The sequence below is a fragment of the Bradyrhizobium quebecense genome (genome assembly GCF_013373795.3).
Classification (GTDB): Bacteria; Pseudomonadota; Alphaproteobacteria; order Rhizobiales; family Xanthobacteraceae; genus Bradyrhizobium; species Bradyrhizobium quebecense.
This window is the reverse complement of record NZ_CP088025.1, coordinates 23,722-39,289: the sequence shown is the minus strand read 5'-3', so window position 1 is coordinate 39,289 and position 15,568 is coordinate 23,722. Positions and strand designations below refer to the sequence as shown.

General features: G+C 59.3%; 12 protein-coding genes and 4 pseudogenes. 10 read left to right on the top strand and 6 right to left on the bottom strand.

The window, feature by feature from the left end; all coding sequences use genetic code 11:
- Positions 1 to 63 precede the first annotated feature (63 nt).
- Positions 64 to 330, bottom strand: coding sequence for a phasin family protein (locus tag HU230_RS44375; protein ID WP_224944641.1), 267 nt, complete (start codon positions 328 to 330; stop codon positions 64 to 66).
- 3,340 nt (positions 331 to 3,670) lie between these two features.
- On the opposite strand from HU230_RS44375, the gene HU230_RS43180 reads away from it, so the two are divergent.
- The 3 genes and pseudogenes from HU230_RS43180 to HU230_RS43170 all read left to right on the top strand — a co-directional run bounded on the left by HU230_RS43180 (position 3,671) and on the right by HU230_RS43170 (position 7,530).
- A complete protein-coding gene (locus HU230_RS43180) occupies positions 3,671 to 4,531 on the top strand; it encodes a tyrosine-type recombinase/integrase (protein ID WP_176534546.1) in 861 nt (286 codons plus the stop codon).
- Between the two features lie 20 nt (positions 4,532 to 4,551).
- The gene (locus HU230_RS43175) at positions 4,552 to 5,778 is read left to right on the top strand and encodes an IS91 family transposase (RefSeq protein WP_176396397.1); all 1,227 of its coding nucleotides are present in this window, start codon (positions 4,552 to 4,554) and stop codon (positions 5,776 to 5,778) included.
- A gap of 415 nt (positions 5,779 to 6,193) precedes the next feature.
- Positions 6,194 to 7,530: pseudogene (locus HU230_RS43170) on the top strand (IS701 family transposase).
- Between the two features lie 76 nt (positions 7,531 to 7,606).
- Here the strand turns inward: HU230_RS43170 and HU230_RS43165 are convergent.
- Positions 7,607 to 8,942, bottom strand: a pseudogene (locus HU230_RS43165) (IS1182 family transposase).
- A gap of 424 nt (positions 8,943 to 9,366) precedes the next feature.
- On the opposite strand from HU230_RS43165, the gene HU230_RS43160 reads away from it, so the two are divergent.
- The 4 genes from HU230_RS43160 to HU230_RS43145 all read left to right on the top strand — a co-directional run bounded on the left by HU230_RS43160 (position 9,367) and on the right by HU230_RS43145 (position 11,250).
- Positions 9,367 to 9,561, top strand: coding sequence for a cold-shock protein (locus HU230_RS43160; RefSeq protein ID WP_371821856.1), 195 nt, complete (start codon positions 9,367 to 9,369; stop codon positions 9,559 to 9,561).
- A gap of 73 nt (positions 9,562 to 9,634) precedes the next feature.
- The gene (locus HU230_RS43155; RefSeq protein WP_224944560.1) at positions 9,635 to 10,363 is read left to right on the top strand and encodes a hypothetical protein; all 729 of its coding nucleotides are present in this window, start codon (positions 9,635 to 9,637) and stop codon (positions 10,361 to 10,363) included.
- 15 nt (positions 10,364 to 10,378) lie between these two features.
- Complete coding sequence (locus tag HU230_RS43150; protein WP_224944558.1) at positions 10,379 to 11,047, top strand: hypothetical protein; 669 nt, start codon at positions 10,379 to 10,381, stop codon at positions 11,045 to 11,047.
- Entirely contained in the window at positions 11,002 to 11,250 is a 249-nt protein-coding gene (locus tag HU230_RS43145; RefSeq protein WP_224944555.1) for a hypothetical protein, read from the top strand. Before HU230_RS43150 ends, HU230_RS43145 begins: the two co-directional genes overlap by 46 nt.
- A gap of 169 nt (positions 11,251 to 11,419) precedes the next feature.
- On the opposite strand, the gene HU230_RS43140 is transcribed toward HU230_RS43145, so the two are convergent.
- A complete protein-coding gene (locus tag HU230_RS43140; RefSeq protein ID WP_176396401.1) occupies positions 11,420 to 11,641 on the bottom strand; it encodes a hypothetical protein in 222 nt (73 codons plus the stop codon).
- 663 nt (positions 11,642 to 12,304) lie between these two features.
- Here HU230_RS43140 and HU230_RS44370 point away from each other — a divergent pair.
- From HU230_RS44370 to HU230_RS43130, 3 genes and pseudogenes are all read left to right on the top strand, one after another.
- Entirely contained in the window at positions 12,305 to 12,514 is a 210-nt protein-coding gene (locus tag HU230_RS44370) for a transposase (protein WP_234633927.1), read from the top strand.
- Between the two features lie 160 nt (positions 12,515 to 12,674).
- Positions 12,675 to 12,866 carry a hypothetical protein gene (locus HU230_RS43135; protein WP_224944537.1) on the top strand — a complete coding sequence of 64 codons (192 nt, stop codon included), beginning with the start codon at positions 12,675 to 12,677 and terminating at the stop codon, positions 12,864 to 12,866.
- Positions 12,844 to 14,936 (top strand): annotated as a pseudogene (locus HU230_RS43130) (recombinase family protein). The gene HU230_RS43135 and the pseudogene HU230_RS43130 overlap by 23 nt, the downstream one beginning before the upstream one ends.
- On the opposite strand, the gene tnpB reads toward HU230_RS43130, so the two are convergent.
- The 3 genes and pseudogenes from tnpB to HU230_RS43115 all read right to left on the bottom strand — a co-directional run.
- Entirely contained in the window at positions 14,922 to 15,116 is a 195-nt protein-coding gene (tnpB, locus tag HU230_RS43125) for an IS66 family insertion sequence element accessory protein TnpB (RefSeq protein WP_207841044.1), read from the bottom strand. The pseudogene HU230_RS43130 and the gene tnpB overlap by 15 nt on opposite strands.
- Positions 15,113 to 15,280 (bottom strand): hypothetical protein, encoded by a 168-nt coding sequence (locus HU230_RS43120; RefSeq protein WP_166294297.1) that lies wholly within the window; start codon positions 15,278 to 15,280, stop codon positions 15,113 to 15,115. Before HU230_RS43120 ends, tnpB begins: the two co-directional genes overlap by 4 nt.
- A gap of 26 nt (positions 15,281 to 15,306) precedes the next feature.
- Positions 15,307 to 15,513 (bottom strand): annotated as a pseudogene (locus HU230_RS43115) (transposase); the annotation flags it as partial.
- Between the last annotated feature and the right edge of the window lie 55 nt (positions 15,514 to 15,568).

Sequence of the window (15,568 nt, the reverse complement as noted above, 5' to 3'; positions counted from 1 at the left end):
TTCCAGCGCAAGCCGGCCACGATCGTCGGAACCGCGATTTGCGTTACTCGCTGTTTCGCAGGATTACTGTCCCGGTCGCACGTCTGTAGAGCGTGGCAGGTTTGTCTTGGGCCCTAACCCCTGCAAACGCATTATCGTCTGCTTGGCCAATTCCCCGTGGAGCCTATGGATCTTCTGAGAGCCAGCAATGAGAGTTTCATGAGTCTGTTTCAGGAAATCGGTTTGAAGCTCAAGAGCTTCGTAAAACGATCGCGCGCCCGCCAACTTCTCGAAAAACGACTTGGTGTGTTCGAAGGATTTTTTGACATAGTCAGCATAGGTTTTTGCGATTTCTTGATAGCTGACCGGCGTTGTTTCCGCTGATACGATCCGGCCGTTCGAAGAGGTGTCAGTCGAAGAGGTGTCAGTTGACGCGAACTGCGCGCCGATCTCCTTCGCGTGTGCTGCAATTGATCTGGCGGCGGGCCCTCTTGTTGACCCGATTTCCGCCTCTGCTGTGCAGTTTCGTCGCTCTGCCGATCCGCGTTCGGGTTGCCCTTGCCGGATTTTCGTGGTGTCTCGCTCTGGTCTGGACTCATTGCTAAATCACTCCGTGGTTTGATATCAATCAAGTTGCAAACCTCCGCCATGCTCACGCTGGCATCATGATTCCGATCGGCTCCTTGTGCGGCGATTTGCTTCATTTTAGCGGACCTCTTCTACGCTGCCGCTCGGCCGGCTCCGAAAGCGGCGCGTCATAGTACGCCTGTCCTCATTGGACATCTCGCTCCCTCGCCCGCGCATTGCCGAAATCGCTCGGTCGTCCCACAGCAATTATCAACCGGGGTTTGCTCCCACTGCGATCTGCGAGAAGTTCCTATCCCTGAGAGCACTGGGAGTAAGGTTGGCATCGGCCAGTTCTCTCCAAGACCTCCCGACTTCGATCCACCTGCTTTTTCGAGCCAGCAAGGTGTCAAGCATCCTCCTCCAGCAATGCCCCAGGTTTGGGGGACCAAGTGCGCTACTTTCGAGAGCTTCGAGATAATGCGTTCGACGGTCTGTCCGTTCTGCGCTCGCCAGATCGATTTGACTTTATGGATGAGGGGATTGTCGTTGGCGCGAACACCGTTGCTTCTGAGGGCCGAGTCAGCCACACAGACCAGCAAGAGGCCGAGACAGAACCACAGCACGCGTTTTCTTGCCATTTTCACCTGCCGCCCGGATCCATCTGTTCTCTCTGTGAGGCACTAATCCTACGCGGATCACAAACACGCTGTTACGCAGCATTGAAAGTTAGCAGCGACGTGACAAGACGCCCGTCGGTATCGGCCGAGCAGACGCCGTCCTTGGCTTATGTCACGCGCCGCTAACCTCACTGGCCAGCCACGGCCTCAACTTGCGATGGTAGCCATGCCTGAGGGAGGGTGCCCTCGGCACGTCGAGGGTCAGCATTCTTCGTGCCAGGCAATAGTCGACAGTTCGTACCGTATTTGTGTTGGCTTTGTCTGCTTTGCGACTTACTCAGGTTGTGGTCCTTGCACTCAGGCCTGGCCGCGGCGGCGTCATGTTGACCTTATCCTCTCCGCAATCATCGACCCGTGCAAGCGACTCTTTCGCTGCAGCTCAGACATGGATGAAATCCCGTTGGCGCCGTCATCGTCACTGTTTCAGTCGGCGCCGTTGCCGCAAGGCCGACGCGATCGAAGCCCGCACCAGCGAGGCACACCTTTTCTATCGCCATTGAGCATTCACTGCGCAATCTTCGTTGGCACACCCTTTGCTCGTCAAGAAATAGCAATAGTGGTCTTTGTGGAGGCCAAAGCTCCCTAATCAGTTGCTGCGGTCGAAAAGACAAGGTCGATTCGACGGCGGTGCTGAGCGCTGAGCGGGCGGATGCTTTGGCGCAGTTCGTCACACTTTCCAGATTGAGATGTGCTTGAGCTTATATCGAGAAGAAGTATCGGGTGAATTAAGACGTCGAGAACGAAGCCATTGTGATTGACAGCGCACCAGAGCCAATGTTGTCCGCCCGCGATCGAGAGCGCGCTGGCGGACGCGGTCAGAGAGCACGTTGCCGAATTTCCGTCCCCAGCGGCGCGTGGTTTCATAGCTAACCTCCAATGCCACGCGGCGACACTTTGTCGGGGAACGCATTCCCAGGCTCTCTGACGCGATTATATCGGACTCTAATCCCGCACAACCTTGACGCAAAAATGGCGACCAAAAGTAGCGCGCTGGCAAGCGCCCTACGCGCTGCGCAGGATTCTGTCTCGTTCACCGTTTCCCGCTTCTTCGCGATGTACTCGGCGATCTCGGCAAGATCTTCGCGCCCGGACATGTAGGCAGGGACCATGTCCTGCAGATGCGCCAGGATTCGGAAGAAGGTCGGACTGACGCAGGAGGGATTTGCCCTGCGCTTCTCTGTAAAGCTGGCCGATCCTGCGAGATCGGCAGCAAGGGCAATATGCTCCTGATCAGACCGAGCGCGCCTATTTGACGATTATCGACCGTGATCCGGTCGCGGTGGAGCGCCCGCTCCCGCAAGAGTGTGAAGCCGCCTGAGTGGCAGGCACAGCGGCCGACTCAGACACCCGGCAAACCATACATCCGAGCCTGCCGGCTATTTTTCGTTGACGGTCGAAGTGTGGCCATCGAGGCCGATCGCCGCGTGCTCGGCCTTCACGGCATAGCGCCAAACCAAATCGCAAGCGCGAAGACGACCAAGAGGGAGACAGCGATGATCGCTTCACGGGCCGACATTCGCTTCATGGGCGTACGCCTCTCCGCGGGGATCAAAGTCCCGGTAGGTTGCACACCCCCGCTGAGGGTTGCAACCTACCGAAAGCGGTAGACCGAGCGGACATGGCCCGCGCGGCCCAGCTAATGCTCAAATGAAAAAGGGCTTATACTGTTACTTCACCTTACCGCCTCTCGGCTCAATGTGTCGCAGCACGGATGCTCCGAGTTCCTGGGTTTGCTTGTTCGATAGCTTGCTCGGCGTGGCCGTCGCAACGCCTGCAAGGCGCTTGATCTTCGATGAAGTGATTGGGTGTACGGTCTTGAAGGGCGAGGTAGACGGTGGCTTTTTGGCCATCTGGCATTCTCCGACTGGGTTGAACGAATCGTCAGAGTATACCTTCTCGCGAGCACAATCGGCAGTCATCCCGCAGCGGCCTGCAACGACCGGGACCGGAAAAAGCCAATATGGCGTCGGCAACTCTACTGCCAGCATGCTGGGTCGGAAGACGCGTTGCTCACTCTCGCACCCAACCCTCGGCTTGCCCGCGCCCTCGACTGTCACATATTGCGGGACGTTGTTGACCGCACCGAGACACTCACCGGCTGTGCAATCGAGCGCGCTTATTACGAAGCGGGTGACCCAAGGCGTGGCTGAGTGCAAGCGAGCCTTGGCCCTGGATCACAATCTGGCTGATGCTCACGAGATGATGGGCATCGCGAAATCCTGTATGGGTTGCAGCGCCGGTACCGAGTCGCACGTCAACGAAGCATTCACAATCGATCCGTCATTGAAGGGACCTAGTATATTAGCGGTCGGCAGATTGCTCGCAAGCAGCCACAAATTGATTGAACTAAGCCGCTGCCGCGGCGTAGGGGGCAAGGTGGCATAGATCGCCTCCTGGCTGAGAGGATGTGGGTGTTGGAGCCCACCCCCTCAGACAGGAGTATCGAGATGGCCGATTTGAGCCCTCTTCGCCGCCGCCTGATCGAAGACATGACCGTCCGCAATCTGTCGCCGGCGACGCAAAGATCCTACATCAGCGCGGTTTCGAAGTTCAGCCGCTATTTTGGCCGATCGCCTGACCGGTTAGAGCTGGAAGACGTCCGCGCCTTCCAGGTGCATTTGGTCTCGACCGGCATCTCATGGCCGGCGCTGAACCAGATCGTCTGTGCGCTACGGTTTTTCTACGGCGTCACGCTCGGCGAGGCGCTCATCCCAGAGCGCATTCCCTATGCGCGAGAACCGCGCAAGCTGCCGGTCGTTCTCAGCGCCGACGAAGTGGTTCAGTTTCTTGAAGCGGTATCGAGCCTGAAGAGCCGCGCCGCGCTCACCACCGCCTATGCGGCCGGGCTCAGGGCCTCGGAGGTTGCGGGACTGCGGATCGAAGACATCGACAGCGCCCGCGGCGTCATCCAGGTGCGCCACGGCAAGGGCGCGAAGGATCGCAACGTGATGCTGTCGCCCCAGCTGCTGGGCATCCTGCGCACCTACTGGCGGCTCGCCCGGCCGCGGCTTTATCTGTTCCCTGGTCGTGACGAAGATCATCCGATCGATCAGACCGTGCTGCATGCCGCCTGCCGGTCGGCGGTGAAGGCTGCGGGCCTGACCAAGCGCGTCACGCTGCACACGCTGCGCCACAGCTTCGCGACACATCTTCTCGAGAACGGAACCGATATCCGGATCATCCAGGTCTTGCTCGGGCACAATAATTTGTCGTCGACAGCGCGCTACACGCAGGTCGCCACCGATACGATCCGAGCGACGCAGAGCCCGCTCGATCGCCTGTCGCTGGAGGTGACGCCACCTGGATGACCCGCAGCGGGATGCGGGTCATGACCCGCTCCGACATCCGCTCCAACAGGCCCGCCATCGAGATTGCCGATATTCTGCGCCGGCATGGCGACGCCTATCGCCGTGTACATGCCGGTCATCTGGGGCGGGTCGAGCGGCGCGTAATGAGCGCGATCGTTGCGTGCCGGACCGAGGCGCTCGGCGGCCACATGCAGGCTTGCGACGACTGCGGCACGACACGCGTTGCCTATAATTCCTGCCGCAATCGGCACTGTCCGAAGTGTCAGGGGAGAGCCCGAGCCGCGTGGCTCGCCGCGCGTCAAGCCGACCTGCTTCCGGTTCCCTATTTCCACGTCGTCTTTACACTTCCCGCACCGATCGCCGCGATCGCTTTCCAGAACAAGGCCGTCGTCTATGCCATCCTGTTCAAGGCTGCCGCCGAGGCGATGACGACGCTCGCCGCCAATCCACGCCGGCTCGGCGGTGCGATCGGCGGCGTCGCCGTCCTCCACACCTGGGGACAGACGCTGATGCATCATCCCCACGTCCATTGCGTCGTTCCGGGTGGCGGCCTCTCGCCCGATGGCGCGCGCTGGACCGCTTGCCGACCGAACTTCTTCCTGGCCGTCAAACCGTTGTCCAGACTATTTCGCACACTTTTTCTCAAACGTCTGTCGGCAGCCTTCAACTCCGGTGCCTTGCGTTTCTTCGGCGATCTCGGAGCTCTGGCCGAGCCGGCTGCCTTTGCGGCCCACCTCGACGCCATGCGACGCATCAACTGGGTTGTTTACGCCAAGCGGCCCTTCGGCGGACCCGCACAGGTCCTGGCCTATCTCGGCCGCTACACCCATCGCGTCGCGATCGCCAACAGCCGGCTCGTCGCACTCGACGACGATCATGTCGCCTTCTCATGGAAGGACTATCGCCAAAACAGCGCGACAAAGATCATGAATCTCAAGCCCGATGAGTTCATTCGCCGTTTCCTGCTTCATACGCTGCCTGACGGCTTCCACCGCATCCGCCACTTCGGCTTCATGGCCAACCGCCATCGCGCTGCCAAGCTCGCCCTTTGCCGCGAACTTCTCGATCATGAGCGAACAGCCCCAAACGATGGCCAGCCGTCGCCTGTGGATTCGGAGGCTCAAACCTGGGCCGAGGTTCCTGCCTGTCCCGATTGTGGTGGCGTCATGCGCATCATTGAGCGCTTTCGACATAGCTTCAGACGCCCCAGCCCTCGAACATCACCGTTCCGATGCGACACATCGTGAGCCAAGTCATGTCGTGCACGACGATCATCATTCGTCATTTCGCTCCCAGCGTCTCGATCATCGCGGACGATGTCGAATCCGTGCTGTCACACTGCGCGACAACAACCGTCCGATGCAGCAAAAGGCCTATCGCGATCTCAGGCGAAGCGCGTCTGATCTCAACTCTTCCAGGATGCGCACTCCTGTGTCTCTGCCTCACGCGCCGAGCCAGCAGATCGGGCATGGCGATCTCGAACAATCCCCATAGCTGCAAAACCGCGAATAGCCTCCCGCGCCTTCGTTCAATCCGGCTTCAATGAGGTCGCGTCATAAGCGCCTGCCGCGCCCTCGCGTGAGCGCGACCTCACAGAACCCTCCAGATTCCCGAATCGGATTTTCAATGATTCATGGGCGGTCGGCTTTTGGAGGGCCGACCATGGTGAACACGACGCCGAAGTGGGAAGACGAGCTTGGACGCTGGCTCAAGCCATTCCTGGATCGCTTGGGTCACAGGGCTCGGCGAAGGATGTGTCCGCTTTATATCTCGGGACTGATTGGACCAGGCGATCGCACGAGCATCCAGCGGATGGCGGCGCGTCTGGCACCGGGTGACTATAACCAGTTGCACCACTTCATCGCTGATGGCGTCTGGGATGCGACGCCATTGGAGTCGGAATTGCTGGTTTAGGCCGATCGCCTGGTCGGCGGCAAAGATGCGGTGCTGGTCATCGACGACACCGCGATGCCGAAGAAGGGCGATCGTTCGGTTGGTGTCGCTCCGCAATATGCCTCGTCTCTCGGCAAGACGGCCAATTGCCAAACATTGGTGTCGCTGACGCTTGCGCGGGGTGAAGTGCCGGTCATGGTGGCATGACGTCTCTTCGTTCCCGAGAGTTGGACGAGTAATCCGGTGCGTTTGAACCGCGCCGGTGTTCCAGTCGAGCATCGCGTAGCGCGAACCAAGCCAGAGATCGCGTTGGCCGAGATTGATCGCGTGATCGCAGCCGGTGTTCGCTTTGGCTGTGTGCTGGCAGATGCTGGATACGGTCTCAGCGCGCCGTTCCGTCAGGGGCTCACGACACGCGGCCTGGCCTGGGCCGTCGGTATCCCTCGTCACCAGAAGGTTTATCCGGTCCGGGTTAAACTGATCTGGCCGGTCGCCGGTCGAGGTCGTCCCCGCAAGCGGCACATTCCCGATGTATTGTCGACGGCGGCCGAAGACATGCTGGCCAATGCCAAGTGGCAAAATGTGAGTTGGCGAAACGGGACCAAGGGGAGGTTGGAAGCTCGCTTCGCCGCGGTTCGCGTGCGGACCGCGGATGGACCTCCGCAGCGGATCAAGGACATGGGCCAGCAGCATCGTCCGGGAGACGAAGCGTGGCTCATCGGTGAACACAGGGCGTCGGGAGAGACGAAGTATTATCTCGCCAATCTGCCGACCAAAACGGACCTGCGCACGTTAGCTGCCACGATCAAAGCCCGATGGAGTGGCGAACAGGCCCATCAGCAGTTGAAAGAGGAACTGGGGCTCGATCACTTCGAGGGACGGTCCTGGCAAGGCCTCCATCGTCATGCTCTTATGACCATGATCGCTTACGCATTCCTCCAGTATCGCCGTCTCGCACAAGCGGGGCGGAAACAAAGAATCAGCGGTCCTCCGCCTCAACCGAGCCTGCCGGCCGTGCGCCAAACCATCGTCGAACTCATCGTTCGACCACGACCTCAGCGATGCCCGTACTGCAGAAGACAAATCGGCGAAAAGCAACGGCGTGAATAAATCTGCCAAAGTAGTGCTAGGAGCCCGTCCAGATATGTTTTCGTGACGGGCATTTGTTGTAGAGTAGCAGGCTCAGGCTGCGTTTGCGAGGTTGAACAGCTTGAGGAGGTTATGGACGGTGCAGATCATTGTCCACTCGGCGCGCACTTTCTCGATGCCCCGCAACAGGAACTGGCGGAAGCCTCTTGCCTGTTTGATCTGTCCGAACACCGGCTCCACCACTTGCTTTCGCAATCGGTAGGGTGTTTCGAAGCCGCCATCGTCGATCTTCTTTCGCATGGCCTGTGTCAGCGGGCCGCCGACTTTTCCGTTCGCTACTGTCGGGTGCTTGGCGCGTCCGGGCGCGACATAGCCATCGATGCTGCGTGTGTCGAGCGCTTCGAGATTGGCTTCGCTGCAGTAGCCGAAATCCGCTGAGGCCTGCCGCGGCTTGCGGCCAAGATTGCTCTCGATGGCCTCGATCAGGGGCACCAACTGGCCCTGATCGCTGCCGTGCTGGGTCAGTTCTTGCGCGACAATGATCTGGGCATGTGCATCGACGGGCCGCCTGGGCATTATAGGCCTGAACGAAGCTATCCTTCGACTTCATGATGCGGCTTTCCGGATCGGTGAAGTTGCGTTGCGCCTTGGGATTGGGTTCCTCCGATGGCAGCGCCGCCGGTTTGCCCGGCTTCTTGCGGCCTTCGGCCTGGCGCTGCTGTTCCTTTTCGGCCTCGATGCGGTGCTCTTGCTCCGCCGCCAGTTTGGCGTCCGCTTCCAGCGCCGCCATCGCTTGCTGGATCTTCGCCAGCAGTTTCTGCTTGTCGACGGTCCAGTCCGGCAGTTCGTCGCTGTTGCCGAAAGTCTCATCCTCCGAGGCATCCGCCGCCTCGGCGGCCGCCAGCATGCGAGCGACCTCGGCCTTCAATTCCGCCTCGCGCTTCTTCATGCGCTCATAACTCATCGCCTTGTGTTTCGACGCGTTCGCCTTGATCTTCGTACCATCCAGCGCGACATGACCGAGCTTGACCAGCCCGGCCGTCTCGCACAACTTCAGAACCTGCACGAATAGCGCGCCGAGCGCCTTCAAATGTCGCTTGCGAAAGTCGCTGATCGTCCGAAAATCCGGCGCATCCAGCGCCACGATCATCACAAAATCGTTCCGCTCCCGGCAGGCCTTGGCAATCCGACGCGACGAATACAGCCCACTCGCATAGCTATGCAGCAGCAGCGCCACCATCATCCGCGGATCAAACGGCGGCTGCCCAAGCCCGCTCACATAGCTGCCCACGATCTCCCTGAGATCGAGGCTCTCCCGCACCAGATCAACCATAAACCGCGAGACATGGCCTTTCGGCACGAAGTCCTGCACATTCGGCGGCAGAAGCAGCGTCTGATCGACGTTCCAAGGCCGAAAATACTTGCTCATCGCCCAATGTTGAATCAGACCCGACCAGATTTGAACAGCGACTATCCAGACAAGCTCCTAGCTAGGAGCCTTGCTCATCTCACGCATACGTGCGGCGAGTTGTCGTACTTCGTATGCAATGTCGAGCTCGCGACATCGTTGGCGGGCGCCGAACAAGTGTTGGCTTGCTTTCAGACAGAAAGCATCCACCGTGCGTGCCCCTTGCGCCGTGCGTCAAGTTTACTGCGCCTGCGCGGACCGTCAGGTGATTGGCTCGGTTTTTGCTGCACTACTTGCCAACAGCCTGCAGTTCCTCTGCTTTGTCGGATTGTCCACTGAAGCTCACTCATCTCAATAGAGACTCCGGTCAACAGCACTCCGAGCCGCCAACTGAGGCGGCTTAGCTTCGAGGGGAAGGAAGTTGAGATCAAGGCAATCAGGAATAGTGACGAAGTGGGTCGCCGATCGCGGCTTTGGGTTCATCAAGCCCGACTCAGGGGGCGACGATGTCTTCCTGCATATTAAAGCGCTGCCACTCGGCTCGGAGCCTCAGGAAGGCACGCGCGTAACCTACGATGTCACCAATGACGCCCGCAGCGGTAGGTCGCGGGCGGTCAACGTGCACACACGGTCGCAGTGAGATAGCAAAAACACGCTGATGCACAACTAGTCCCCAGCTGGAAGTTTATGATTTAAAAACCAAGAAAATCGCAATGACGGCCACAGCCGTTGCAGTTCACGCGTTACTCGCCACGCCCGGCCAGGCCATTGAAACCTACGATATCAGGGATTCGAACGGTGTGCCGTTCATGCGGGTGCGGATATTCGGTACCGGCGACGGCCCTTACTGTTGCGGTGAAACTAGGAAGCCTGAGGCTTCACTGCGCAATCTGTCGCGAGGGGAAATAGATCAATCACTGGCGGCAATTCGGGATTGGGCTGAAATCATCAAGGTCGTACATGGTCAATCGCCGGCCAGTGTCAATATCGGCGGGTTTCTCGATAACAACGCACATGCCTCTATCCATACGTCCAGCGATATACAGGGTGCCGGCACCAAGGTGCAGGCGGCACTCACCGGTCAGGATCCGGGCAAACCGATCTATGGGGCGCATGGCATGATAACAATCGGCGAGATGGGTGTTTCATCCGAGGCATGTATCCCATCGCAATTGTCGATGACGCCGCAGGCGAATCTGACAGCCGTTGTGTTTCACGAGGGCGCACATCAGCTCGGTATCGGCAGTAGTATTTTCGCCTATTTTGCACACTCACCGTATTTCCCTGACGCGATAAATGCTTGGACGAGCCATTTGTACGATGACAATGGCAAGCAGGCTAAGCCGGGACAGGCGATTTATTGTTCCGGCTGCGCGAACTCGCCAGCTGACGAGGTTTTGATCTGTGGCACGATCAAGGCTATTTCGCCGGGAAGCATGTGAATGAAGTGCTAGCCGGTGGCCATGCCCGGCATTCCGGTGCGAGCGATGAGGGAGAATGGTCAGCCGGATATACCGTTCGCGTCGCATACCGAGCATAAGAACAGTTTGATGAGCCACCAGAGATACCGGAACTACACCTATCTGATGGAGGCGGAGATCGCAACGTTGCAGGATCTCGGCTACATCATCGATCAGCGCAATTTCTTCAGTTACTCCATCTACGGCAACGGCCAGACTCTGGTGAATGATGACCCCTTCTTCGCCCGTAACGCTGACGGCACCGCCTATCTCGCGAATACCTACAACACGGCCACGCTCGGACTAGGATTGCACGTTTATGGCAGTAGCAACACCGTGGTTCAGCGCGCCGACCTGCTTTCAGGCGGAGCCGGGGGCTCTGGCATCCGTGTAGATGGCGGAAACAATTCGATAACAATCCTGCCCGGGACCCGTGTCTATGCGGACGGCGCCTATGCGCGCGGCGTCATGTTCGCCTATGGCAAGGATCACACATTCACCCAGCGTGGCAACGTGCAGGCTCTCGGCGAGGCAAGTTTCGACTTTGGCAACAACCCGCTGGCAATAACTTCGAATATCGTGGCTTGTATATTCGCACGATGGACAGCAAGCCGGCCCCGATGCTCGACGAAATCCACGGTCCGATCGTCAGCACGTTCGACCTGACCGGACGTCTGGCTGGCAGTTATGCAGCGATGTACATGTCAGAGAATGGTTATGCGAGCCAGATCAATGTGATGCATGGTGCGGCGCTGTCAGGGACATTTCAGGAGCAGAGCCAAATAATCAGGAACGCCATCGGGAGGCCGGCACCCAACGCGCCGCCGATCGTCAACGCAAACGCCGAAATCAAATTTGCATCGGCCTGAGGCTCACGCCCAGACACGCCGTTACTCCACGAGACCCCACGGGCATCGCGTTCAGCGCTGGCAGGTGAGCGAACCAGTGCTTTGGCAGCATCAACACGCGACGCTTTCTCAGCTCGCCACTGGTAGTCGTCAGCTAGGGCTTTAAGCTGACCCGCAATCGCTCGGTCGGTCATGGTTTGGGCAGCGCGGAGCAAAGTCTATGCGGTTTGTAAGTATTCCTTGCCTCGTTGTAAGCTGAAGCTCCCGCCCACGCTAGGTATTCCGCGCCCGCATCTGTCAGATAAACTTGGCCATCCAAGCCAATCACCGCATAGCCTACCGCCAGCGCGCTCCACATCGGCCCCCAGGACAAGGAGATCATCTCGAACAGCAATCCGGTGAAAATGGTCATGCGACGCGGCTCTCCTTGTGTCTGGAACATCACAGAGCCCTCGCGCGGTTCTCAGGCGCCTGGTCTAAGGCGATGTGGCGCCAGGGTAGCCAACCGCGGTCACTTGCCCGGCGCGTTCTGAAGCGATCGAAACACTACTTGGAACAAATGGGGCGCCATGAGTAGTACCGGACGAGACCACACGTGCCATCACAACCTGCGCATCGCGCGGCTCTACCAGATCCAAGATTATCGGAGCAATTGGGCATTGTAGTCTCCTCTTGGTATTATCGTCCCTGTTCGTCGATCGTCCGTTTTCACCTCCTACTTCATGAGCCTGTCCGCTTTTCCAACGCTGCAGCCTAGGACGATTGCGATCAGAGACTCAATTGAACGTAGGTAATCGTCGGGCATCCAAGGGGGCCACGGAACGATACGAAGGTTTACGGCGCGCGCCCTTAAAACCGACCATTTCCGCAATGGGGCGTAAGCGCCACGCTGAGCCGCTCAGGCAGCGTGAGCTATGCGGGAACCTGGGTGATGACGGAATGAGAGCTTGCGCGCCACCTCGGACACCTGGGCACCAGGTAATCGCGCGGCCGGTGCCGATCTGAAGATTTACATCGCGACGCGGCCGATCGACTCCGCTGTGGCCACGATGGGCTTGCGGCGAAGGTGCGGGAGATGCTTCGTCTCGACCCGTTCAGCGGCGCAGCCTTCGTGTTCCGATCGAAACGAGCCCAACGCCCGACATTCTGCATACAGTCTTCGAAGCGCGACAATTGCATATCCGTGGCTTCCCCGTTTTGGACGAACGCTTCAAGTCGCACCGTTCCGACGCGGCAAGGATTTGAAGTGCATCTACACGGAGGAACGCCGTGGGTTTATTCGTGAGGTACCCAACTGGATGTTCGACAAAAGCTATTGCTCCGGCATGGCGCTTGGACCGCCGTGGGTCAGTATTGAGGGGCTCAACGAATTTGCTGCTGTTCTGAAGCTTCTGGGCGCGACTCAGGCGTCGGGTCCCGTCCTTCTTTGAAGAGGGAGAAAGGACGTGCGGAGAAAAAGCCAATATCGCGAGCCGATGCAACTGGGTCTGGATCTGCGTCTTCGGATTCCCCAGAACCCGCTGGGCGCCAATCCCAAAGGTCTGATCGAGGCGCTCGCCGATCTGTTGCTGGAAGCGGCTGGCGTCGAACCCGCTCAGATGTCGGGAGGTGACCATGAGTGTCAAGATCACACGTGATCACCTCGACCGCGCCGCCGTCGTCTATGTTCGCCAATCGACAATGTCCCAAGTTATGGGGAATCTCGAAAGCCAGCGGCGGCAATATGACCTGGCGCAGGCCGCGGAAACCGCCGGATTTAAGTCGGTGGCGGTAATTGACGATGATCTTGGCCGCTCAGGCTCTGGCAGCACTCAAAACGGCCCGGATTTGAGCGGCTTGTGGCGATGGTTTGTTCGGGTAACGTCGGTGCCGTTTATTGCATTGAGGCGTCGCGGCTGGCGCGCAATGGACGCGACTGGCATCACTTGATCGACCTATGCGCCCTCGCGGGCGCGTTGGTCATTGATCCCGACGGCGCCTATGATCCGCGGCTTGTCAACGACCGCCTGCTTCTCGGACTGAAGGGAACGATGTCGGAGTATGAGCTGAGCCTGCTTCGCCAACGTGGAATCGCCGCTCGGGACTCTAAGGCCAAGCGCGGCGAGTACCGCTTCATGCTTCCACCTGGATTTTGTTGGAGTGAACTCGGCAAGATCGAAATGGATCCCGACGAACATGTGGCGGGATTGGTTCGACTCGTCTTCACGAAGTTCCGCGAGCTCGGTAGCGCCCGGCAGGTCTTTCTTTGGCTGCGTGCTGCCGACATCAAAATGCCTGTGGTTCTAAAAAACGTTCAAATCTACAAGCTCAGCTGGAAGGCGCCGGCCTATCACACGGTGATGCAGATCCTGCACAATCCGCTCTATGCTGGCGCCTATGCGTTTGGCCGAATCGCCCAGAAGACACGGATCGTGGACGGTCGCGCCCGCAAGGTCAGCGGGTTCAAAAAGCCGCGGGAGGAATGGAATGTTCTCCTGCGCGACAATCATCCCGGCTATGTCAGCTGGCAGGAGTATGAGGACAATCAGAGGCTGCTGCTGGAAAACGCCCACATGAAGAAGAACTGCTCGCGAAAATCGGCGCGCGGGGGACGCGCACTTCTGACCGGATTGATGCGGTGCGGCCATTGCGGGCGGATGATGCGTGTGTTCTACGGCCAGGCCAAGGGGAATGCCCATCGTTATCAATGCCGCGGCGATGACGCCCATGTCGGCGCTGGCCTATGTATCGGCATCGGCGGGGTGCGGGTCGATCGTGCGGTCGCGCTGCAAATCCTTGAGGCCGTCTCCGATCGGGCTGTTGAAGCAGCGATATTGGCGTCCGACCAGGTTGAGCGCTCAAGACAAGAGATCATCACGGCCGTCGAACGGGAGCTTGAAGTCGTACGCTACGAAGCGTCTCTTGCGGCACGCCGATACGAGCTTGTGGATCCGGCCAAGCGCCACGTTGCCCGCGAACTCGAGGCGCGCTGGAATGGCGCATTGGAGCGGGTTGCCGAGCTTGAAGGTCGTATAAAGGAGCTGCGCACCGCATCGGCGGAAAGTCCCAAGATCGACCGCGCCCTGCTTCTGCAACTTGCGCATGATCTTCCGCGGGTTTGGAATGCACCGTCCACGGACACGCGCACCAAGCAGCGGCTGGTTCACATTGTGGTCCGAGAGATTGTTTGCGATCTCGATGAGGACACCAATGAGGCCGTTCTGCTCATCCACTGGACCGGCGGCCGGCACACGGAGGTTCGCGTTGCTCGCGTTAAGACGGGCCGATATCCGGGCGACATGGCACCGACTGCCGTTGACGCACTTCGTAAACTCGCTGGTCATTGGCCTGATCGAGAGCTCGCCGTGTCGCTCAATCGGATGCGCTGCAAGACCGGCGACGGCGAGACCTGGACGACTGTTCGCGTGCGGGAAATGCGCGAACGCCTGGGCTTGCCGGAATACGACCCCGCATCGTCCGACGGCAAAATGATCAGCCTTGCGAAGGCTGCGGCACACTTTGGATTTTGCGTCGGATCAGCAAAGAGCTTGGTGCTGAAGGACATCTTGCCGGCCACACAAGCAATCAAGGGCCCGCAATGGTTGGTTCCTGTCGACGCGCTGAGCTCGGAAACAGTACGTATAGCGGTGCAGCGCGTGATCGAGCGTCGGCCGAGAAACTACATTGATTATCAATATGATAGAATGATCCGCCTACCCGGCATCTGACAAAGGGACGTACAATGAAACGAGCTGTCGGCGCTTGGAGCGGAAGACATAAAGTCCGCCGTCGAACGGATCGGCTCCAAAGGCCTCGCTCACCAGCATCGCCAGCGAGTCCATGCCGCGGCGGAAATCGACCGGCTGCGTCGCAATCCAGATCGACAACCCAGCTCGAAGCCCGATCATCGACCAACCGTCCCGACCGCCGCCAGCACCTCGCACAGTGCCTCCCGGTCCACTGTCCCCCTGACACGGATGCGAATCGCGCCGACCTCGATCTCGATCGCCGCCTGCTCCTCACTCGGGCGCCCACAGCCGGTGATCGCGACCGGCACAAAGCCAGGTGGCATGCCTCTGTCCCCGCGCTCGCGACCTGCGCCCGCGTAGCCTGGCGACGCCAGAGAAACAACAGGCTTGGACTGATGTCGTGTCGCCGCGCCACTGCGGACACGCTTGCACCCGGCGCAAAACTCTTCGCAACAATCGCCGCCTTCGCATCGGTCGACCAGCGCCGACGTCGGCCCGTCCCGGTGATGATCTCGACACGCTGCAGCGTGTCGGCGCCGTGTTCGAGGATAGGCATATGCCTATCCTTATCGCTATCCTTACGACTATCCTTTGACATTGTGACCTCGCGA

Coding starts and splice junctions, on each gene's coding strand:
- HU230_RS43180 (WP_176534546.1), top strand. CDS start 3,671: ATGGCCGATTTGAGCCCTCTTCGCCGCCGCCTGATCGAAGACATGACC.
- HU230_RS44370 (WP_234633927.1), top strand. CDS start 12,305: ATGCTTCGTCTCGACCCGTTCAGCGGCGCAGCCTTCGTGTTCCGATCG.
- tnpB (WP_207841044.1), bottom strand. CDS start 15,116: ATGATCGGGCTTCGAGCTGGGTTGTCGATCTGGATTGCGACGCAGCCG.
- HU230_RS43140 (WP_176396401.1), bottom strand. CDS start 11,641: ATGACCATTTTCACCGGATTGCTGTTCGAGATGATCTCCTTGTCCTGG.
- HU230_RS43155 (WP_224944560.1), top strand. CDS start 9,635: ATGACGGCCACAGCCGTTGCAGTTCACGCGTTACTCGCCACGCCCGGC.
- HU230_RS43175 (WP_176396397.1), top strand. CDS start 4,552: ATGACCCGCTCCGACATCCGCTCCAACAGGCCCGCCATCGAGATTGCC.
- HU230_RS43120 (WP_166294297.1), bottom strand. CDS start 15,280: ATGCCACCTGGCTTTGTGCCGGTCGCGATCACCGGCTGTGGGCGCCCG.
- HU230_RS43145 (WP_224944555.1), top strand. CDS start 11,002: ATGCTCGACGAAATCCACGGTCCGATCGTCAGCACGTTCGACCTGACC.